Origin of the sequence: Pseudothauera nasutitermitis, from assembly GCF_004801295.1 — a bacterium.
Taxonomy (GTDB): Bacteria; Pseudomonadota; Gammaproteobacteria; order Burkholderiales; family Rhodocyclaceae; genus Pseudothauera; species Pseudothauera nasutitermitis.
Genome location: NZ_SSOC01000002.1, coordinates 131,107 through 151,032 on the forward strand (window position 1 = coordinate 131,107; position 19,926 = coordinate 151,032).

A 19,926-nucleotide genomic window follows, 5' to 3' on the forward strand; every position below is an offset into this window, starting at 1 on the left:
CGCCATGAACGCCACGCACCCCGCTCCCGCTTCCGCGCAGGACCCCATCGTCCGGGATGCCATTGCCTGGGCGGTCCGCCTGGGTTCCGGCGAGGCCGGCGAGGAAGAATACCGCGCGTTCGAGGCCTGGCGGCGCGCCGACCCGCGCCACGATGCCGCCGCTGCGCGGCTCGAACAGGCGCTCGGCGTGTTCTCTCGGGTGCCGGACGATGCCGGCCTGCGCCGTGGCGCGCAGCGCGCCCTGCTCGCCCGCCCGGAACGCCGGCAAATGCTGCGCGGGGCGCTGGGCCTGGCCCTGCTGGCGGGCGGCAGCGGGTTGATCGCCCAGCGCCATTACCCCGCCGCCTATCTGGTCGCCGACCATGCCACCGGTACCGCACAACGCCGCAAGGTGGCGCTGCCCGACGGCAGCGCGTTGTGGCTCAACGCGCGCAGCGCGGTGGATGTGGCCTTCGGCCCGGATCGACGGGAACTGCGGCTGCGCAGCGGCGAACTGATCGTCGACGTGGCGCGCGACCCCGCCCGCGCCTTCATCGTGCACAGCGCGCACGGCAGCGTACGGGCCCTGGGCACGCGCTTCCTGGTGCGCCTGGCCGACGACCACACGCTGGCGGCGGTGCTGCATTCCTCGGTGCGCATAGACAGCCTGGGTGGCACCAGCGCGGTACTGGCCGAGGGCCACAGCGCGCGCTTCGACCGCCACGGCATCCGCCCCGACCCCCTTCCGCCGAGCGCCGCGAGCGCCTGGGAGGACGGCTTCATCGAAGTGCACGACCGCCCGCTGGAAGAAGTGGTGGCCGCGCTGCGCCCCTATCGCGCGGGCATCCTGCGCCTTTCCCCGCAGGCCGCGCGCCTGCGGGTCACCGGCAGTTTTCCGCTGGACGACAGCGAACGCACGCTGGCCGCGCTGGCCGAGGCCCTGCCGATCGCCATCCATCGGCATACCGATTACTGGGTGCGCATCGAACTGGCCTGAACCGGTTTCAGCCTCAGGCAAAAAAAGTACGCCCCACCCCTGTCACTTTTCTCCGCTCGTTGCACATGGTCGTTGAAGGCCCCCGCTGCGGCCACGTTCAACCTTGTGGAGAGTGTTCCATGCGTATTTCCCGTTCCGCCGCCCCGCATTCCCGGCGGCGCATCCGTTTCCAGCCCCGCCCGCTCGCGCTCGCCGCCGCGCTGGCATTCGCCCTGGGCGCCGGCCCGCAGGCCATCGGCATCGCCCACGCGCAATCCACCCCAGCAGCCGTGCAGCACTACGATCTGCCCGCCGGTCCGCTGGATGCCACCCTCACCCGCATCGCCCGCCAGTCCGGCCGCGTCATCGTGGTCGAACCGCAACTCGTGGAAGGCCTGCATGCCGCCCCGGTGCGCGGCGAGCTGACCATGGAACAGGCTTTCTCGCAGGCGCTCTCCGGCACCGGGCTGGTGCTCGACGTGCGCGACAGCGGCACCCTGGGCGTGCGCAGGCCGCGCAACGCCACTCTGCTGGCACCGGTGACCGTTTCCGCGCGGACCGAGCGCAGCGGCATCACCGAGGGCAGCGGCAGCTACACCGCCGCCGGGCCGAGCAGCACCGCCACCGGCCTGGCCCTGAGCCTGCGCGAGACGCCGCAGTCGGTCACCGTGATGACCCGCCAGCGCATGGACGACTTCAAGCTGGAGACACTCGCCGACGTGCTGGAACAGACGCCCGGCGTCACGGTGGACCGGCAGAACGACATGACCACCTTCAACGTGCGCGGCACCGCCGTCAACCTGCAGACCGACGGCAACCGCCGCTTCGCCAACGGTTGGGGGTGGAACAGCCACATCGTGCATACCCTCGACGATCTGGCCGAAATCGACCGCGTCGAGGTGCTCAAGGGCTCCTCCGGCCTGATCAACGGCGACGGCGCCTACGGCGCCACCATCAACCTGATCCGCAAGCGCCCGACGCGCGAATTCCAGGCCAGCGCCACGGTCGGCGCCGGCAGTTGGGATACCTGGCGCCTCGATGCGGACGTCAGCGGCCCGCTGAACGCCGACGCCAGCCTGCGCGGCCGCCTGGTCGCCGCGCGCAAGGACGGCAAGACCTTCAACGGCAAGGAAACCGACAGCTCGATGCTGTACGGCACGCTGGAATACGACCTGGCCCCGGACACCCTGCTCAGCGCCGGCCTCACCTGGCGCCAGCGCGAACTGCGCGGCGCCGCCGGCACCACGCCGATCCAGGGCTTCGACGGCGACGGCAACGCCGTGCCGCGCATGGCGCGCGACTACAACATCGGCGCGGACTGGGCCGGCTACAAGCAGGATTCGCTCAACGCCTTCGCCCGTCTCGAACACCGTTTCGCCAACGGCTGGACGGGCAAGCTGCAACTGGCGCACGAAGGCATCGAGACGCCCAAGATGCGCATCGGCTCGCTGCGCTACGCCCTGCCGGCGGTGACCGCCCAATACGGCGTCTACAAGGACATCGAATCGCGCGACCAGAGCTTCATCCTCGACCTGCAAGGCCCCTTCGAACTGTTCGGGCGGGAGCATCAGTTGCTGTTCGGCGCCGGCGCCTACCGCCACCGCACCACGCTGCTGCGCGCCGGCCTGCCCAACCTCGTGCTGCCCGGCGCCGACTACGGCCAGGGCGGCGGCATCGTGCCGAAACCGGCCGCCAATCCGTCCTACTCGGACGACTACTTCAGCAATGACCGCCGCTACGTCTATGCCGCCGGCCGCTTCTCACTGGCCGACCCGGTCAAGCTGATCCTCGGCGCGCGGGTCAGCGACTACGAGCAGAAGGACGTCACCGACATCAGCTGGTACAACACCAACCTGCGCGAAAAGGGCGTGGTCACCCCGTACGCCGGGCTGGTGGTGGACGTGGCCAGGGACATCTCCGTCTATGCCAGCTACGCCAGCATCTACCAGGCGCAGAGCGCCAAGGACGCCAACGAGCGCACCCTGGACCCGGAAGAAGGGCTGACCTATGAAATCGGCGCCAAGGGCGAATTCTTCGACAAGCGCCTGAACGCCAGCGCAAGCTATTTCTGGATGCGCACCGACAACACCGCCGAAGAGGTGGGCCTCAACGTCCAGGGAGACTCCATCTACCGGGCGGTCAAGGGTGTCATCCGGCGCGGCTACGAGCTGGAACTCTCCGGTGAACTGGCGCGCGGCTGGCAGGCCCAGGGCAGCTACGTGCAGAACAGCAGCGACCTGGACAGCGCCAGCGCCACGCCCAAGCACCAGTTCAAGCTGGGCAGCACCTGGCAGTTCGCCGACGGCGCGCTGCGCGGCCTCACGGTGGGCGCCGCCACGCGCTGGCAGAGCACGATCTCCGTCCAGCGCGGCAACGCCGAACTGCGCCAGCGCGCCTACTGGCTGGTCGACCTGATGGCGCGCTACCAGATCGACGCCAAGCTGAGCATCAGCGCCAACCTCCACAACGCGCTGGACAAGAAGTACTTCGCCGGGGTCACCAACTTCAACGCGCAGGGGCTGTTCTACACCTGGGGCGCGCCGCGCAGCTTCAACGCGAGCCTGCGCTACGATTTCTGACGCGTTGCCCGCAAGCATTGCCGTGCGTCCCGTCCGGGACGCACGGTGGACGGCGCAGGGCAATCGCATGATGCCTGTGTGCTGAATTCCCCTATCGCATTGACTCCACCGGCTTCCATTAGGAAAATGAGAACCATTATTGATTAAAAGACCAATCCAGCCGGCTTTCGGGCAGCGGCTTGGCTGGCCTCAGAATTCCCCGGAGCGTCCGCTTGCGTACCACCGCCCCCGACGGCCAGACCGTTGCAACGCTGTATTCCGAGCACCACGGCTGGCTGCAGGGCTGGTTGCGCCGCAGGCTGGGGTGCACCCACCAGGCTTCCGACTTGGCGCAGGACACCTTCCTGCGCCTGCTCAAGCACGATACCCTGCCCCGCATCGACGAACCCCGCGCCTACCTCACCACCATCGCCAAAGGCGTGTTGGTGAACTGGTACCGGCGCCAGTCGCTCGAACAAGCCTGGCTGGAAGCCCTTGCCGCGCAGCCCCAGGCGCTGGTGCCGTCCGAGGAAGAGCGCTACCTCATCCTCGACGCCCTGAACGAACTGGACGCCCTGCTCAACGCCCTGCCTCCGCTCGTCAAACGCGCCTTCCTGCTCGCCCAGGTGGCCGAATACAAGTACGAGGACATCGCCGAAGAACTCGGCGTTTCGCTCGCCACCGTCAAACGCCACATGCGGCAGGCCTTCCGCCACTGCCTGCAGCACTTCGACGACATCATGGCCGAGCGCTCGTGAAACGCCCGGCCCCCACTTCTCCCATTCCCGCCGAGGTGCTGGACGAGGCCGCCGACTGGCTGCTGCTCATCCAGGAAGGCGGCGCCGACCGCGACGCCTTCGAACAATGGCGCGCGCGCAGCCCGGAACACAGACGCGCCTGGGAACGCGCCGAAGCCCTGCTCGGCAAGCTCGGTGCCCTGCCCCCCGCCCTGGCCCTGCCCACGCTCGGCCGCCCCGCCGCGCGGGGACGCCGGGCCCTGCTGGCCAAGGCTGGCAAACTGGCCGTGCTGCTGGCCCTGCTGCCCGCCGGCTGGAACGGCTGGCGCATGCTGGAGCGCAAGGGCCTGGGGGCGGACTACCGCACCGCCGCGGGCGAGCAGCGCGAAATCCTGCTGGAAGACGGCACGCGGCTCACGCTCAACACCGCCACCGCCCTCGACGTGCGCTTTGGCGGCACGGCCCGCAGCATCCTGCTGCGCGCGGGCGAGATCCTCGTCCATACCGGGCATGGCGACACCGCCGGCCGGCCGCTGCACGTCGTCACCCCGCACGGCATCGCCAGCCCCATCGGCACCCGTTTCAGCGTCCGCCTCGACGAGGCCGGCACCCGCGTCGCCGTGCTCGAAGGCCAGGTGCGCATCACCCTCGCCTCAACCTCAGCCTCCCAGGTGCTGCAGGCCGGGGAGCAGCTCCGCTTTGCGCCGGGCGCGCCCGGCCCCGTCACCCTCGCCGGCGACAACGCCACCGCCTGGACGCGCGGCATGCTGCTGGCCGACGACATGCCGCTCGGCGAACTGGTCGCCGAACTGTCGCGCTACCGCACCGGCGTGATCCAGTGCCACGACGCCGTCGCCGCCCTGCGCATCAGCGGCGCCTTCCCGGTCGGCAGCACGGCGGCCATCGAGCGCTCGCTGGCCATGCTCGCCGGCACCCACCCGCTGGACATCCGCAGCCGCCTCGGCGGCCTGTGGATCAGCGTCGATCCACGCAACTGAGAAAAATTTTCCGCGTACTGACACTTTCCGCCGCCGTCGGCTGGCAAGCAGGTTGAAGCCCGTTTGCCACCCGAGGAAAACACGCATGTACGCACACCCCCGCAAGCCAGCCCCCACCCCGCTGCAACGCGCCCTGGGCACCGCCCTGCTGAGCCTGGCCCTGAGCGGCGCCGCGCTCGCGCAAGGCACGCCCCCGGCACAACCCGCCCTGCAGTCCTACGAAATCCCGCCCGGTCCGCTGGGCCGCAGCCTGGCCACCTTCGCCACCCGCGCGGGCGTGGCCCTGTCCTTCGACCCCGCCATCACCGACGGCCTCCAGAGCCCCGGCCTGCAAGGCACGCACGCCACCGGCGACGCGCTCGCCCACCTGCTTGCCGGCAGCGGGCTGGAAGCCGTACTGCGCGCGGATGGCAGCTATGCCCTGCGCCACCGCAGCGCCGGCGAAACTGCCCTGGCGCCCGTCACGGTGACCGCCACCGCCGGCCGCAGCGGCACCACGGAAGGCAGCGGCAGCTACACCACGCGGGCCACCGCCGCCGCCACCGGCCTGGACCTTTCGCCGCGCGAGACGCCGCAGTCGGTCAGCGTGGTCACGCGCCAGCGCATCGACGACCAAGGGCTGCAAGACCTGGGCAACATCCTGCTGAACACCACCGGTGTTTCCGCGCAGCAGCTGGACAGCGAACGCACCGTGTTCGCCGCGCGAGGTTTCGGCATTTCCGATCTGCAGTACGACGGCATCTCCACCTACTACAAAAGCAATTACGCCATCGGCGAATCGGAACTCGACTCCATCCTCTACGACCGCATCGAAGTCGTGCGCGGCGCCACCGGCCTGCTGGCGGGCTCCGGGGAGCCGTCGGCCTCGGTCAACCTGGTGCGCAAGCATGCGGACAGCAAGACCTTCAAGGGCGAAGCGACGCTCAGCCTGGGCTCGTGGAACAACCGGCGCGGCACGCTGGATGTTTCCACGCCGCTCACCCAGGACGGACGCATCCGGGGCCGGATCGTTGCTGCTTATGAGGACAAGGAAGCCTTCTTCGACCGCTACGAGCGCCAGCGCAGCACGATATACGGCGTCGTCGATGCCGACCTGACGCCCGCCACCACGCTGAGCGTGGGTGCGAGCTATCAGCACAACGATGCCCAAGGCCTGACCTATGGCGGCGTGCCGTCGTGGTACACCGACGGCACGCCGGCCCGTTTCAGCCGCTCCTTCTCGGTGGCCCCCAAATGGAACAGGGAAAAATCCAAGGTGCGCAATGCCTTCGCCAATCTCGACCACCAGTTCGACAACGGCTGGAAGGCCCAGCTGCGGCTGATGCACAGCAAAAGCACCGTGGACAACCAGCGGCTGTTCGTCTGGGGCTTTCCCGACCCGGATACGGACCTGATCGCGGATGAGCCGTCCATTGGACGCTTCCCGGGCTACCGCAAGCAAAACAGCGTGGATGCGCGGCTGTCCGGCCCCTTTACGCTGGCGGGGCGCGAGCATGAGGCCATCGTGGGCATGGCGCATGTCGATCACCGCTATGCCTTCGATTGGGTCGGCTCCAGCACGGCCTGGAGTTCTCCGCTGGATATCCATGACTTCGGCTCCGTTGCCGAGCCGCGATGGGACTACAGCACGCGCGAGCTGTCCGAACGCAATCACACCCGGCAGACGGCGGCCTACGGTGCGCTGCGCCTGTCGCTGGCCGATCCGTTGAAGCTGATCGTCGGTGGACGCTACACCCGCTACGACCGCGCCGGCGCTGGCTGGGCTTCCAGTGGAGAATACGATTACAGCGCCAACGAATTCGTGCCCTATGCCGGGCTGGTGTACGACCTGAATGCCACGTACTCGGTCTATGCCAGCTACACGAGCATCTTCAACTACCAGGATTTTCGTGACCGCAACGGCGCCTGGCTGGACCCGGTGACGGGCAAGGCCTATGAAACCGGGATCAAGGGCGCATTCCTGGATGGCAGGCTCAATGCCTCGCTGGCGCTGTTCCGCATCGAACAGGACAACCTGGCGCAGGAGGATGCCGGTCATCTGATACCGGGCACCGACGGTACCGCCTACTACGGCACCCAGGGTGCGGTATCCGAAGGTTTCGAGGCCGAACTGTCCGGCGAGTTGAAACCCGGCTGGCAAGTGGCATTGGGCATTTCCCACTTCTCGGCCAAGGATGCGTCGGACAACGACGTCAACACCAGCCATCCACGCACTTTGCTGCGCCTGTTCACGACCTACCGCCTGCCCGGCGAATGGCACAAGCTGACGCTGGGCGGCGGCGCCAACTGGCAAAGCCGGGTGTATTACGACAACGTCGGACCGAATGGCGAGCGCCAGCAGCAGAACGCCTACGCGCTAGCCAGCCTGATGGCGAGCTACGACTTCAGCCCGGCAATGTCGCTGCAGATGAACGTGAACAACGTCTTCGACAAGAAATACCAGCGTGCCGTCAACTGGTATGGCCAGGTCATCTGGGGAACGCCCCGGGAGTTCGTGGCGACGTTGCGCTATAAATTCTGATCATGCGGACGATGCGCCATTCGCCGTGACCTCAGCTTCCCACGGGGCGGACACCCGGATCGAAGTCTTCGCGGAAGCGTTCGATCTGGTGCATCCGCTCGTGCAGGATCGTCACGATACCGATGTCGCCGTTCGACAACCTGCGCCAATAGACGAAATGCCGTTCGTAGCGGAAGAAGTAGCCCTCGATGCCGAACTCGGCCGGAATGGGCCGTGATGGCGTCGCGTGGGTCTCGATGCCATCGAAAGCCTCGAACAGGCCGGTGATGTAGCGGTCGGCCTGCTGGGCGCCCCAGCGATCGCGTGTATAGCGGTAGATTTCGTCGATCCGGTAGGACGCCGATTCCTGGACCCGGACGCGCACGGTGGCCATGCCGTCAGGCCCGGTTGCGTGCGATCACCTCGGCCGCCGTCAGCGGCTGATAGGACGACTCCGGGGCAGCGTAGGCATGGGCCAGTTCCGCCTTCAATCGGTCGAGCGCTTCCTGCTCGGTACGCTCCTTGTCGCGGCGGATGAGGTCCCGCATGTACTCGCTGACGTTCTCATAGGCGCCGTGTTCTCCCACATTCGCGGCGACGAAATCGCTCAGGGTTCCGCTGAGGCGCACAGTCATGGTCGTAGTCGTGGATCGGGGCATGGCGACAGTCCTCAAGACGTTGCTGATGTATTCAATATATTCAAAAACGAATACACTGGCAACGTCGCGCCTCGCCGAACATGGTCAAGGCGGTGAAAAGCCCGGGCTTTTCTACGCCGCCGCTTCATGCACGCATCGATTGCCGCGCGGGAGACGGGATGCCGAATGCCTGCTCGAATTCCAGCGCCGGCAGCGGACGGGCGAACAGATAGCCCTGGCCCTGTACGCACCCCGCCTCGATCAGCGCGGCGCGCTGCTCGGGCGTCTCCACGCCTTCGGCGATGGTTTCCAGCGAGAAGACGTTCGCCATGTCCAGCACGGCATTGATGACGGCCCGGTCCTGCGGGGATTCCAGCATGCCCTGGACGAATGAGCGGTCGATCTTGATGCGGCTCAGGGGATAGCGCTTGAGCAGGCTGAGCGAGGCGTAGCCCGTGCCGAAATCGTCAAACGCCACGCCGACGCCGCAATCGCGCAGGCGGCGCAGGGATTCGAGCACCTGATCATCGTGATCCAGCACGATGTTCTCGGTGATCTCCAGCTCCAGGGCCTGCGCTGGCAGCCCATGCCGCTCCAGCGTGTCCACCACATAGGAGGCCAGGTCATTGACGCGGAACTGCGCACCGAACAAATTGACGCCCATGCGGAAATCGGTCAGCCCGACCCGCCGCCACCGGGCAAGCTGAGCGCATGCCTCATCCAGTATCCACGCCCCCATGGTCGCCGCCAGCGGCCCCTGTTCCAGCGCAGGCAGGAAGGCCGCCGGGGATAGCAGCCCGCGCTGCGGATGCCACCAGCGGATGAGGGCTTCGGCCCCGATCAGCGCACCGTCGGACAGCCGGACCTGGGGCTGATAGAAGAGCACGAATTCACCCGCCTGTACCGCGCGGTGCAGTTCCAGCCCGTACAGATGGCGCGCGACCGCCTCCATGCGCAGTGCCTGCATGAATACGAAGGACTGGGCGCCGCCCAGACGTTTGGCCTGGAACAGGGCCAGGTCTGCGCTGCCGATGAGCGCCACGGCTTCCTGCTCATGCTCCGGCGCCACGGCGACGCCGCAACTGGCCGTGACCCGGACCTCGTAGCCATCGACGGCGATGGCCTGCGACAGGCTGCCGATCAGGGACTCCGCGACTTGTTGCGCCTGCCTGGCGTCGGTGACGTCCTGCAGCAGCACGGCGAATTCGTCCCCCCCGATCCGCGCGGCCAGCCCGGCCGCCCCCGCCCCTGCGCTCAGCCGGTTCGCCACTTCGCGCAGGATGCTGTCGCCCACCGCGTGCCCCAGCGCATCATTGACGTCCTTGAAACCATCGAGGTCGAACATCAGCACCGCGCCGGGCCTGGCCGCCGTCAGCACATCCTCCACGGCCCGATAAAAGCGCGCCCGGTTGGCAAGCCCGGTGAGCAGATCGGTGCTGGCCATGCGCTGCAGTTCCTCTTCCTTGCGCTTTTGCGCGGAGATGTCCTGCAGGTGCGCGTTGAACACCAGTTGCTCGCCGTCCCGCCAGCAGAAGAGCGCAAGCCCCAGGTCGAACTGGCTGCCGTCCTTGCGCAGGCCGTGGGCCGTCTTGGGCATGGCCACGCCATCGAAGGTGCCGGCCGCGACCGCGGTCTCGACCAGCGACTGGAACAGGGGCCGTTCGGCTTCAGGAATCAGCCTGTCCACCAGGCTGCCCGGCCCCTCGTCGAGCGCATAGTCATGCAGGGCGGCGGCGGCCTGATTCCAGGCGACGATCCGGCGTTGAGCATCGAACCAGACCACCGCGGTCGGCGAATGGCGGGCAAACTCGTCGAACGACCGTCTGGCCTTTTCCGTGGAAATTTCCAGGCGGCGCAGTTCCAGCCGATCGACGGCCATCCTGGCGAGTTCGCGCAGACGTTCGCAATCCTCGGCGGAAAAGTCCCGCGGCTGCCCGTCGATGACGCACAAGGCGCCAAGCGCATGTCCGTCGGGCGACATCAGCGGAATCCCCGCGTAGAACCGCAGGTTGGCAGGTCCGGTGACCAGGGGATTGTCATGGAAGCGCTCATCCAGCCGGGAGTCCTTCACCACCATGACGTCCTTCTGGTTGATCGCATGGGCGCAGAAAGACACGTCGCGCCGCAGATCCACCTCGCCGATCCCCGTGCTCGCGGCAAGGAACACATGATCGCTGCCGATCATGTTGACCGCGGCCACCGGGGTGCCGAACATGCGACTGGCAATCTGCACGACGGGATCGAGCGTCGGCAAGGGCCGATCGCCGCTGAGGCCATAGTCCGCCAGTGCGCGCAGGCGGTCGATTTCATCTTGCGGAACAGTAGGACACTTCATCGGACGTCTCCTATTGCAGCAACACTCCGCCCCGGCCCCCTCCTGCGGAAGGGGGAGGATTCCGGCACCTCCGGATCAATGTAGCACCATCAAGAGCAATCCGGCACACGGGCTCCGCCCTTTTCTCCGGCAGTCCGTGAACGTGTGATCGACGGCAACACAATGCCGACAACATGTCTGCGGCGTATCCACCGTAAAATGTTTTGAAAATGAGAACGGTTATTGATTAAATGCACAGACATCGAACCCGTGATGCCAGGCACAGGCATTGCCCGCACCGCCCCGGAGAGCCCGCTTGAGCGCCGCCAGCCCCCAGGATCAGCATGTCGCCGCCCTCTATGCCGAGCACCACAACTGGCTGCAGGCCTGGCTGCGCAGGAAGCTCGGCTGCTCCCACCGCGCGGCGGACCTGGCGCACGACACCTTCCTGCGCCTGCTCAGCCGTGAAGACCTGCCGTCCTTCCAGGAGCCGCGCGCCTATCTCACCGCCGTGGCGCGCAATCTGATGGCCGACCACTGGCGCCGCCAGGCGCTGGAACGTGCCTACCTGGAAGCGCTGGCTGTGCTGCCCGAGCCGGAATACCCCTCGCCGGAAGTCCGCCTGCTCGCACTCGAAACCCTGCTGCGCATCGATCGTTGCCTGAACGGCCTGCCCGCGTTGACCCGGCGCATCTTCCTGCGTTCCCAGCTCGACGGACTGGGGTACGCCGACATCGCCGCGGAGCTGGGCATTTCCCTGCCCACGGTGAAGCGCCACATGAGCCGCGCCTTTCTCGCCTGCCTGAGCGTCGAATGAAGTCGGGCGAAGCGGCCGCCGGCGAGATCGACCCGGCCATCCTGCAGGAAGCGGCCGACTGGCTGATGCGCCTGCATGCCGGCGACGCCGGGCCGCAGGAGTGGGCCGCGGTGGAATGCTGGCGGACCACCAGCCCGGCCCACGGCCGTGCCTGGCAGCGCGCCGAGGCCCTGCTCGGCGATCTGCGGCAGTTGCCGCCCGGGCCGGCGCGCGCCGCGCTGGAACGCCCCAACGCCCGTCGCCGCCAGTTGCTGCGCCTGCTGTGGATTCCCGCGCTGCCGGCCGGCCTGCTGGCCTGGCGGCAGTTCTCCGTGGATGGGGAGCGCTGGCAGAGCGCGACCGGGGAACAGCGCCCGCTGACGCTGGCCGACGGTACGCAGGTACTGCTCAATACCGCTACCCGCATCGCAGTGCGCTTCGATGCGCAAACCCGCCTGCTCCGCCTGCTGGAAGGCGAAATCCTGGTCACCAGCGCGCCGGACTCCGCCCCCGTGCATCGTCCGCTGATCGTGGCCACCGGCGACGGTTCGGCGCGCGCCATCGGCACGCGCTTCTCGGTGCGCCGCGCGGACGGCGACGACGCCAGCCGGGTGGTGGTGTTCGACGGCGCGGTGGAGGTCGAAGCCGGCGGCACGCGGCGCACGGTGAAACGCGGTGAGCACGTGGTTTTCGGAGCGGATGGCCCTGGCACGCCGGCGGCGTTCGAGGCCGGTGTGGACGAAGCCTGGACCCAGGGCATGGTGATCGCCCGCCGCATGCGCCTGGCCGATCTGCTCGCCGAACTGGAGCGCTACCGCCCCGGCCTGCTGCGCTGCCACCCGGCCGTGGCCGATCTGCGCGTGTCGGGCAGCTTTCCGGTGCTGGAAACGGATCGCAGCCTGGCCCTGCTGGCTGCCACCCTGCCCGTCCGGGTGCGCTACCGCACCCGCTACTGGGCCATCGTGGAGCCGGCCTGATTTTTCTCCGGCTTGACCGATTCATTTTCAATCACCATGATTGAAAAGGTATCAAGACGAGGAAATTCGACATGGCGCAAACCGGAACCAAAGTACTGACCGCCCACGTACCGCTCCCGTTGGCCGAAAGGGTCGATCAGATGGCCGAACGGCTGGAGCGCTCGCGCGGCTGGATCATGAAGCAGGCGCTTTCGGCGTGGATCGAGCAGGAGGAAATGCGCGAACACCTGACCCGCGAAGCCCTTGCCGACGTGGATGCCCGCCATGTCATTGATCATCGGGCCGTGCAGGCCTGGGCCGATAGCCTGGGGACGGAGGATTCGCTGCCGGTACCGCGCTGATGGAACTGAAGTGGACCAACAAGGCGCTTGCAGACCTAGCACGCCTGTACGATTTCCTGGCGACGCGCGACAAACCGGCCGCCGCACGGGTCGTGCAGGCGCTGGCCAGGGCACCGGCCATCCTGCCGTCGAATCCCCGTATCGGCGAGCAGCTTTTCGAGTTCGAGCCGCGCGAGGTCCGGCGGCTGCTCGTCGGGCACTACGAAGTACGCTACGAAATCCAGCAATCGACCCTCTACATCCTGCGGCTCTGGCACACGCGGGAAGACCGCTGAGGCCACCGGCACCGCCCTGTCCCCTGTGATCCTGTGCATAAGGGGCAGCCCGGCTGATACCTTTTCCCGCTTCGTTCGTCGTGTTCTGTGGGATCCATCCACCTACGCCACGAAAGGACGAAACCGTGCCGAACCGCCACGCCCCCCGCCGCAGCCCCGCGGCCCTCGCCATCGCGCTGCTGCTCGCCGCCCTGCCGGGTGCGCCGCTCCACGCGCAGGACACTCCGCAGGAAATCCGCCAGCGCTACGCCATCGCCGCCGGCACGCTGGAAGACGTGCTGACCCGCTTCGCCGCCAGCGCGGGGATCGCGCTGTCCTTCGATCCCGCGCTGGTCACCGGCCTGCGCAGCCCGGGGCTGAGCGGCGACTACACCGGCGAGGAAGGCCTGCGCCGGGTGCTCGCCGGCAGCGGCCTGGCGGCACAGCCCCGGGGAGAAGGAGGCTACACGCTGTACCGGTTGCCAGCCCCGGCGGGCGAAGCGGTGCTGGCGCCAGTACGGGTGATCGCTGCCACCGAGGGCTCCGGCTCCTACACCACCAACCTGACCAACACCGCCACCAAGCTGGATCTGTCGCTGCGCGAGACGCCGCAGTCGGTCACCGTGGTGACCCGCAAGCGCATGGAAGACCAGAGCCTGGACGAAGTGGCCAAGGTGCTCGACCAGACCGTCGGCATCCATTTCCACAACACCAACGTCCCGGGCGCGGACATGAACCAGATGTATTCGCGCGGCTTTCCTCTCGAGAACTACCAGGTCAACGGCGTGCCCCGCTCGACCCGCTTCGGCTTCCAGGACGACATCGCCGACACGGTGGTGTACGACCGGGCCGAGATCGTGCGCGGCGCCAGCGGCCTGCTCAACGGCATCGGCGAACCCTCCGGCGCCGTCAATCTGGTCCGCAAGCTGCCCACGCGCGATTTCCAGGCGCATGCCGCCGTGCGCTACGGTTCATGGGACCTCTACCGCGCCGAGGTCGACGTCAGCGGCGCGCTCAACGAAGCCGGCAGCGTTCGCGGGCGCCTGGTCGGGGGCTATCAGACCAACGACACCTTCGTCGATCGCGTGAACATGGAGAAGGAAGTCCTGTACGGCATCGTCGAGGCCGATTTGACGCCCAGCACCATCCTCTCGCTGGGCATCGAGTACCAGAAGCACAAGACCAGCGGCGCGGGCGATGCCTACTCCGGCGCGCCGCTGTTCTTCGCCGACGGCAGCCGCACCGGCTTCTCCCACGGCACCAACCTGTCCGCCGACTGGGCTTCGACCACGCGCGAGAACCTGAACCTGTTCTCCACCCTGGAGCACTATTTCGACAACGACTGGCGTCTGCGCCTCGACCTGGAACACATCCGTCGCAAGTACGACATGGTATTGCCGTCCCTGGTCGATCTGGAACCGAGCGGCGACGCCGGGCTGCTGGCCTTCCGCTGGGCCGGCAAACCCAGGCAGGATTCGATCTCCCTGCATGCCAACGGGCCGTATCAGTTGTTCGGCCGCAGCCACGAACTGGTCGTCGGCGCCAGCTACATGCGCGGTAAGGAGAATGGCAAGAACTACGACGAGTTCTACGACGTCATCTCCAATGCCTTCGATGTCATCCGCACGGGAAACTTCCCTCGCCAGGGTCTGAGCCCGGACGGCAGCGGCTATTCCTTCCACGACGAGCAGAGCGGCCTGTACGCCGCCACCCGGCTGAATCCGTTCGACAAGGTCCACGTCATCCTCGGCAGCCGCCTGAGCAACTGGAAGACCCGTACCGACCGCTACAACGCAGCCGGCGTCACCACGCGCGGACGGACGAACGAGGAATCCTCCGTGCTTACGCCCTACGCCGGCATCGTGGTCGACCTGACCGACAGCCTTTCCGTCTACGGCAGCTACACGGACATCTTCCAGCCATCCACCCGTTCCGACGCCAGCGGCAACCTGCTCGACCCCGCCGAAGGCTCCAACCTGGAGGCCGGCCTCAAGCTCGCCTTCTTCGACGACAGGCTGAACCTTTCCGCCGCCGTGTATCGCACCAAGAAGGACAACGTGCCCGAATACGTGCCCGGCCCCGGCGGCACGGTCAATTTCGGCCCCACCGGGGAATATGTGTACGAAGGCATCGACGGCACCAAGACCACCGGCTTGGAACTGGAGGTGGCCGGCCAGTTGACGCCCGACTGGCAGATCAGCGGCGGCTACAGCCACGCCAGGCTCAGGGACGCGGAAGGCAAGGCGCGGCTCACCTATCTGCCGAGCAGGACGTTCAAGCTGTTCACCAGCTATCGCCTGCTGCCGCAACTGACGCTGGGCGCCAACCTGCGCTGGCAGAACGGCATCCACAGCGAACGCAATCACGGCTACCGGCAAGGCAGCCTGGCGCTGGTGGATCTGATGGCGCAGTACGAGATCACCCGCGACCTCACCGCCACGCTCAACGTCAACAACGCCTTCGACAAAACCTACTACACCGACATCAACGTCAGCGGCTGGTACGGCGCACCGCGCAGCGCCTATCTGAATCTGCGCTACGCGTTCTGACGCGTCGCGCAATGGCGTGGGGCCGCGGCGCTCGCGGAAGCGGCGGCCCCATACATGGCCGGCACGCGATTGACGCCGGAAGCAGCGCAATCCACAATAAGAATTATTCTCGATAGCTAGCTGCCCGTGATGGGCAGCCCACCAGTGGCTTCCGTCTTCCGGAGCATTCCGTGTCCGTCCCTGCCCATCCCGTCGCCAAGCTCTACGTCGATCACCATGGCTGGTTGAAGAACTGGCTGCGCAAGAAGCTCGGCTGCTCGCAGCGCGCCGCGGATCTGGTGCAGGACACCTTCGAGCGCGTGCTCAGGACGCAGGCCAGCGCGCAACCGGAGATCCTGCGCGAACCGCGTGCCTACCTGGTCACCGTGGCCGGCCGGCTGGTCGCCAACCACTATCGCCGCCAGACGCTGGAAGACGCCTGGCTGGCCGCGCTGGCGCAGATGCCCGAGCCCGTCGCGCCGTCGCCGGAAGAACAGCTGCTCATCCTCCACACCCTCAACGAAGTCGATGCCCTGCTCAACGCGCTACCGCACAAGGTCCGCACCGCCTTCCTGCTGTCCCAGCTCGAAGGCCTGGGCTATGCCGAGATCGGCGAACGCCTGGGGGTCACCGTGCGCACCGTCAAACGCTACATGGCGCAGGCTTTCGAAGAATGCCTGATGAGCCTCGAATGAGCGGCCAGCCGCTCACCCGCGAGGTCGCGCGCGCCGCCGCCGGCTGGCTGGCGCTGATCCATTCCGGCGAAGCCGGCCCCGCCGATCTGGCGGCCTGTCAGCGCTGGCGCGCCGAGGCGCCGGAGCACGAACAGGCCTGGCAGCGCGCCGAGCGGCTGGCCGGCATGCTGGGCGGCCTGCCCGGTGGCGCGGGCATGGCCGTGCTGGGCCGCAGCGATCGCGGCGGGCGGCGGCAGTTCGCCAAGACGCTGCTCGCGCTCCTTACCGCCGCCCCGGTCGCTTACGCCACCTGGCGCGCATGGGACGATGGCCTGGTCGGCCAGTTGACCGCCGCCCAGCACACCGCCACGGGCGAGCGCCGCCGCCTGGTGCTGGACGATGGCGGCATCCTGCATCTGAACACCGCCACCGCCGTCGACATCGCCTATGGCGAGGATCGCCGCGAAATCCGCCTGCACGATGGCGAGATCCTGATCGAAACCGCGCCCGATCACGCCCGCACGCCTCCCCGCCCCTTCACCGTGCGCACCACGCACGGCCGCCTGCGCGCGCTCGGCACGCGTTTCGTGGTGCGCACCGAAGGCGGCGCGGCGGCGGGCAATACTCACCTCACCGTGCTCGAAGGCGCGGTCGAAGTTGCACCGCGCCATGCCTCGGCCGCCACGCTCGTCGTGCAGGCCGGCGAACAAGCCCGCTTCGGCGCCGCTGCCATCGGCAAGGTCGAGGCCGCCGCCACGCACACCGGCGACTGGTCGCGCGGCCTGCTGGTGGCGGACAACCTGCGGCTGGCGGATTTTGCCGCCGAACTCGGCCGCCACCGCCCCGGCATCCTGCGCTGCGACCCGGCGGTGGCCGACCTGCGCATCACCGGCGCCTTCCAGCTCGACAACATCGATGCCACGCTGGCCGCCCTGCCCGACACCCTGCCGGTCAGCGTGGTGTACCGCACCCGCTGGTGGGTCGGCATCGTGGCGCCCCGGGGCTGAACGACAAAAATTTCCGGCGCACGTCCCCTTTCGCGAGTTCGCGTGTCATTGCCGATGTAGCCGCTCGGCACGACTTCACGAAAGGAACGCATCCATGCCCCGCAATGCCCGTCTTCCCCGCAGATCCACTGGCCGCAACACCCAGCCGCCCCAGGCCGCCGAGGCGCCCGTCCGGCGCCTGAGGCTGAGCACACTGCTGCTGGGCATGGCGCTTGCCGCCACCTGCGGCCTGCCCGCTTCCGCCTGGTCGGCGAATGGCGCCCCGCCGGTTCAGCAAAGCTACAGCATCCCCGCCGGCCCGCTGGCCGAGGCGCTGACCCGCTTCGCCGCCAGCGCCGGCGTTTCCGTGCAGGTCGATGCGCGGCTGGTCGAAGGGCTGCGCACCGCCGGCCTGAGCGGCACGCATACCGCCGCCAGCGGACTGGCCAGCCTGCTCGCCGGCAGCGGGCTGGAGGCCGTGGAGCGCGCCAATGGCACCTACGTGCTGCGTGTGGCCCCCAAGCCCACTCCGGACGCGGATACCCGGTTGGCGCCGGTGACGGTCACTGCCGCGGCGGAGCGCAGCGGCACCACGGAAGGCAGCGGCAGCTACACCACCCGCGCGATGAATACCGCCACCCCGCTCAGCCTTTCCATGCGTGAAACGCCGCAATCGGTCAGCGTCGTCACCCGCGACCGCATCGAGGACAGCGGCATGACCACCGTGGAAGATGCGCTGGCCTACACCACCGGCCTCACCATCCTGGCCACCGCCGGCGAGCGCAGCACCTACAGCGCCCGCGGTTTCGACGTGACCAACATCATGGTGGACGGACTCGCCATCGGCCATGACACGGACACCCTGGGTTCGGCCAGCCTGGCGATGTACGACAGGGTGGAAGTGGTGCGCGGCGCCACCGGCCTGCTCGAAGGCAGCGGCAACCCCTCCGCCTCCATCAACCTTGTGCGCAAGCGCCCCACCGATACGCGGCAGGCCTCGGTATCCGCCTCGGCCGGCCGCTGGGACAACTACCTCGGCACCCTGGACATCGGCGGCCCGCTGAACGAAGCCAAGACCCTGCGTGCCCGCGCCGTCGTCTCGCTGCAGGACAGCGATACCTTCACCAAGGGCTACAGCCACGAGCGCCAGCTCTTCTACGGCACCCTGGAAGCGGACCTGACCGACCGGACCCTGCTGACACTGGGCGCCTACCACAACAAGGAGGACAACCCCGGCGCCGACTGGAACGGCCTGCCCACGCGCAGCGACGGCAGTTTCTACGACTTCAAGCGCTCCGTCCGCGCCAGCCCGTCATGGTCCTACTGGAACAAGGAAAACACCAACGTCTTCGGAGAACTCAAGCACACCTTCGCCAACGACTGGAGCGTCTCGCTGAAGGGCACCTACCTCGACAGCAAGCTGGACATGCTGGGCACCTCGCTGATCTGGCGCGATGCGGCGGATACCTTCACCTACAACGTCGGCAAGTACGACTACCACCACAAGCAGACTTCGATTGATCTCCGCGCAACCGGCCCCTTCGCCCTCTTCGGCCGCGAGCATCAACTGGCCATGGGCGCCAACTACCGGCGCAACGTTTCCGATGACGGCCCGGGCGGATGGCCCGGCGCCTACAGCTACGGCTTCGATCCGTCGAACTGGCAGAACACGATTGATCCACCCAAGGCCAGCATCGACGATCTCTGGAGCAGGGATGCGGAAGAGGTGCAGTACGGCGCCTATGCGACAGCGAAATTCAGCCTCGGCGATCCGCTGAATCTCTTTGTCGGCGGCCGGCTGAGCTGGTACGAACTGGACGAGACGCTCAAGAGCGGCACCTGGATCGGCAACGCGGCCTCCGAGGCGAACGCCGAGTTCACACCCTATCTTGCGCTGAGCTATGACGTGGACACGCAGCACACCCTCTACGGCTCGGTCACCGGCATCTTCAACCCGCAGAACTACTCCTCCGCCAGAGGGAGCCTGCTGGACCCGGTGGAAGGCACCAACCATGAACTGGGCATCAAAGGGGAATACCTGCAAGGCAGATTGAACGCCAGTGCGGCGCTCTTCCAGATCAACCAAAAGAATCTGCCGGAAAGTCTGCCGGCCGCGAGCTGCCCTGCCCTGCCGGAATGCTATTCCGCAGCAGGCGAAGTCCGCAGCCGCGGCATCGAACTGGAGGTATCGGGCAATCTCACCGACAACTGGCGCGCCTTCGCCGGCTACACCTACCAGCAGGCGGAATACGTCGAGGATTCAGTGAATGGCAATGCCGGCGACGACTTCGGCACCAATATCCCGCACCGCCTGCTGACGCTGTCCACCCTGTACAAGCTCCCCGGCCGCTTCAAGGATTGGCGTGTCGGCGCCTCGGTGCGCATCCAGAGCGCAACCAAGAGAACCATCACCGGCTACGCCACCGTGCGGCAGAGCGGCTACGGCATCGTCAATCTGATGGCCGGCTACAGCCCGGCCAAAAACCTGGACTTCCAGTTGAACATCCACAACGTCTTCGACAAGGAGTACTACCGGGCGATCGGCTACCCGGACAACGCCAACCTCTTCGGCGAGCCGCGCAACTTCGTGCTGACCGCCAAGTACAGCTTCTGATTTCGTCAGGGCGGCACAATCAGACGGCGCCGGCCCAGGCGCCGTTTTTCACTGCA

The 19,926-nt window shown here is 67.5% G+C and carries 16 protein-coding genes; 13 read left to right on the top strand and 3 right to left on the bottom strand.

Annotation, left to right across the window (positions count from 1 at the left end; genetic code table 11):
• Positions 1-4: 4 nt before the first annotated feature.
• The 5 genes from E6C76_RS04760 to fhuE all read left to right on the top strand — a co-directional run bounded on the left by E6C76_RS04760 (position 5) and on the right by fhuE (position 7,769).
• Positions 5-976, top strand: coding sequence for a FecR family protein (locus E6C76_RS04760; RefSeq protein ID WP_136347122.1), 972 nt, complete (start codon positions 5-7; stop codon positions 974-976).
• A gap of 119 nt (positions 977-1,095) precedes the next feature.
• Complete coding sequence (locus E6C76_RS04765; protein ID WP_136347123.1) at positions 1,096-3,534, top strand: TonB-dependent siderophore receptor; 2,439 nt, start codon at positions 1,096-1,098, stop codon at positions 3,532-3,534.
• A gap of 212 nt (positions 3,535-3,746) precedes the next feature.
• Positions 3,747-4,271, top strand: coding sequence for a sigma-70 family RNA polymerase sigma factor (locus E6C76_RS04770; protein WP_136347124.1), 525 nt, complete (start codon positions 3,747-3,749; stop codon positions 4,269-4,271).
• Positions 4,268-5,248, top strand: a complete 981-nt coding sequence (locus E6C76_RS04775; RefSeq protein WP_136347125.1) for a FecR domain-containing protein — start codon at positions 4,268-4,270, stop codon at positions 5,246-5,248. Before E6C76_RS04770 ends, E6C76_RS04775 begins: the two co-directional genes overlap by 4 nt.
• Positions 5,249-5,333: 85 nt before the next feature.
• Positions 5,334-7,769: a ferric-rhodotorulic acid/ferric-coprogen receptor FhuE gene (gene fhuE / locus E6C76_RS04780; RefSeq protein WP_136347126.1), complete on the top strand. Its 2,436-nt coding sequence runs from the start codon at positions 5,334-5,336 to the stop codon at positions 7,767-7,769.
• A gap of 31 nt (positions 7,770-7,800) precedes the next feature.
• Here the strand turns inward: fhuE and E6C76_RS04785 are convergent, their stop codons facing one another.
• The 3 genes from E6C76_RS04785 to E6C76_RS04795 all read right to left on the bottom strand — a co-directional run bounded on the left by E6C76_RS04785 (position 7,801) and on the right by E6C76_RS04795 (position 10,721).
• Positions 7,801-8,142 (bottom strand): type II toxin-antitoxin system RelE/ParE family toxin, encoded by a 342-nt coding sequence (locus E6C76_RS04785; RefSeq protein WP_136347127.1) that lies wholly within the window; start codon positions 8,140-8,142, stop codon positions 7,801-7,803.
• A 4-nt stretch (positions 8,143-8,146) separates the two neighbouring features.
• The gene (locus E6C76_RS04790; RefSeq protein WP_211090113.1) at positions 8,147-8,383 is read right to left on the bottom strand and encodes a ribbon-helix-helix domain-containing protein; all 237 of its coding nucleotides are present in this window, start codon (positions 8,381-8,383) and stop codon (positions 8,147-8,149) included.
• A 148-nt stretch (positions 8,384-8,531) separates the two neighbouring features.
• Positions 8,532-10,721, bottom strand: coding sequence for a putative bifunctional diguanylate cyclase/phosphodiesterase (locus E6C76_RS04795; RefSeq protein WP_136347129.1), 2,190 nt, complete (start codon positions 10,719-10,721; stop codon positions 8,532-8,534).
• A 295-nt stretch (positions 10,722-11,016) separates the two neighbouring features.
• Between E6C76_RS04795 and E6C76_RS04800 the strand changes: the two genes are divergently transcribed.
• From E6C76_RS04800 to E6C76_RS04835, 8 genes are all read left to right on the top strand, one after another.
• Positions 11,017-11,517, top strand: a complete 501-nt coding sequence (locus E6C76_RS04800) for a sigma-70 family RNA polymerase sigma factor (RefSeq protein ID WP_136347130.1) — start codon at positions 11,017-11,019, stop codon at positions 11,515-11,517.
• Positions 11,514-12,473 (top strand): FecR domain-containing protein, encoded by a 960-nt coding sequence (locus E6C76_RS04805; protein WP_136347131.1) that lies wholly within the window; start codon positions 11,514-11,516, stop codon positions 12,471-12,473. The genes E6C76_RS04800 and E6C76_RS04805 overlap by 4 nt, the downstream gene beginning before the upstream one ends.
• A gap of 71 nt (positions 12,474-12,544) precedes the next feature.
• Entirely contained in the window at positions 12,545-12,814 is a 270-nt protein-coding gene (locus tag E6C76_RS04810; protein WP_136347132.1) for a CopG family ribbon-helix-helix protein, read from the top strand.
• Positions 12,814-13,089 carry a type II toxin-antitoxin system RelE/ParE family toxin gene (locus E6C76_RS04815; RefSeq protein ID WP_136347133.1) on the top strand — a complete coding sequence of 92 codons (276 nt, stop codon included), beginning with the start codon at positions 12,814-12,816 and terminating at the stop codon, positions 13,087-13,089. The genes E6C76_RS04810 and E6C76_RS04815 overlap by 1 nt, the downstream gene beginning before the upstream one ends.
• 125 nt (positions 13,090-13,214) lie before the next feature.
• Entirely contained in the window at positions 13,215-15,617 is a 2,403-nt protein-coding gene (locus tag E6C76_RS04820; RefSeq protein ID WP_136347134.1) for a TonB-dependent siderophore receptor, read from the top strand.
• A 170-nt stretch (positions 15,618-15,787) separates the two neighbouring features.
• Entirely contained in the window at positions 15,788-16,291 is a 504-nt protein-coding gene (locus E6C76_RS04825; protein ID WP_136347135.1) for a sigma-70 family RNA polymerase sigma factor, read from the top strand.
• Positions 16,288-17,277: a FecR domain-containing protein gene (locus E6C76_RS04830; RefSeq protein ID WP_211090114.1), complete on the top strand. Its 990-nt coding sequence runs from the start codon at positions 16,288-16,290 to the stop codon at positions 17,275-17,277. Before E6C76_RS04825 ends, E6C76_RS04830 begins: the two co-directional genes overlap by 4 nt.
• A 94-nt stretch (positions 17,278-17,371) precedes the next feature.
• Positions 17,372-19,870, top strand: coding sequence for a TonB-dependent siderophore receptor (locus tag E6C76_RS04835; protein WP_230976161.1), 2,499 nt, complete (start codon positions 17,372-17,374; stop codon positions 19,868-19,870).
• Positions 19,871-19,926: the final 56 nt, after the last annotated feature.

Bases quoted from the DNA above. Each gene is read 5' to 3' on its own strand.
- E6C76_RS04760 (WP_136347122.1), top strand. From the start codon at position 5: ATGAACGCCACGCACCCCGCTCCCGCTTCCGCGCAGGACCCCATCGTC.
- E6C76_RS04765 (WP_136347123.1), top strand. From the start codon at position 1,096: ATGCGTATTTCCCGTTCCGCCGCCCCGCATTCCCGGCGGCGCATCCGT.
- fhuE (WP_136347126.1), top strand. From the start codon at position 5,334: ATGTACGCACACCCCCGCAAGCCAGCCCCCACCCCGCTGCAACGCGCC.
- E6C76_RS04785 (WP_136347127.1), bottom strand. From the start codon at position 8,142: ATGGCCACCGTGCGCGTCCGGGTCCAGGAATCGGCGTCCTACCGGATC.
- E6C76_RS04790 (WP_211090113.1), bottom strand. From the start codon at position 8,383: ATGACTGTGCGCCTCAGCGGAACCCTGAGCGATTTCGTCGCCGCGAAT.
- E6C76_RS04795 (WP_136347129.1), bottom strand. From the start codon at position 10,721: ATGAAGTGTCCTACTGTTCCGCAAGATGAAATCGACCGCCTGCGCGCA.
- E6C76_RS04805 (WP_136347131.1), top strand. From the start codon at position 11,514: ATGAAGTCGGGCGAAGCGGCCGCCGGCGAGATCGACCCGGCCATCCTG.
- E6C76_RS04810 (WP_136347132.1), top strand. From the start codon at position 12,545: ATGGCGCAAACCGGAACCAAAGTACTGACCGCCCACGTACCGCTCCCG.
- E6C76_RS04815 (WP_136347133.1), top strand. From the start codon at position 12,814: ATGGAACTGAAGTGGACCAACAAGGCGCTTGCAGACCTAGCACGCCTG.
- E6C76_RS04830 (WP_211090114.1), top strand. From the start codon at position 16,288: ATGAGCGGCCAGCCGCTCACCCGCGAGGTCGCGCGCGCCGCCGCCGGC.
- E6C76_RS04835 (WP_230976161.1), top strand. From the start codon at position 17,372: ATGCCCCGCAATGCCCGTCTTCCCCGCAGATCCACTGGCCGCAACACC.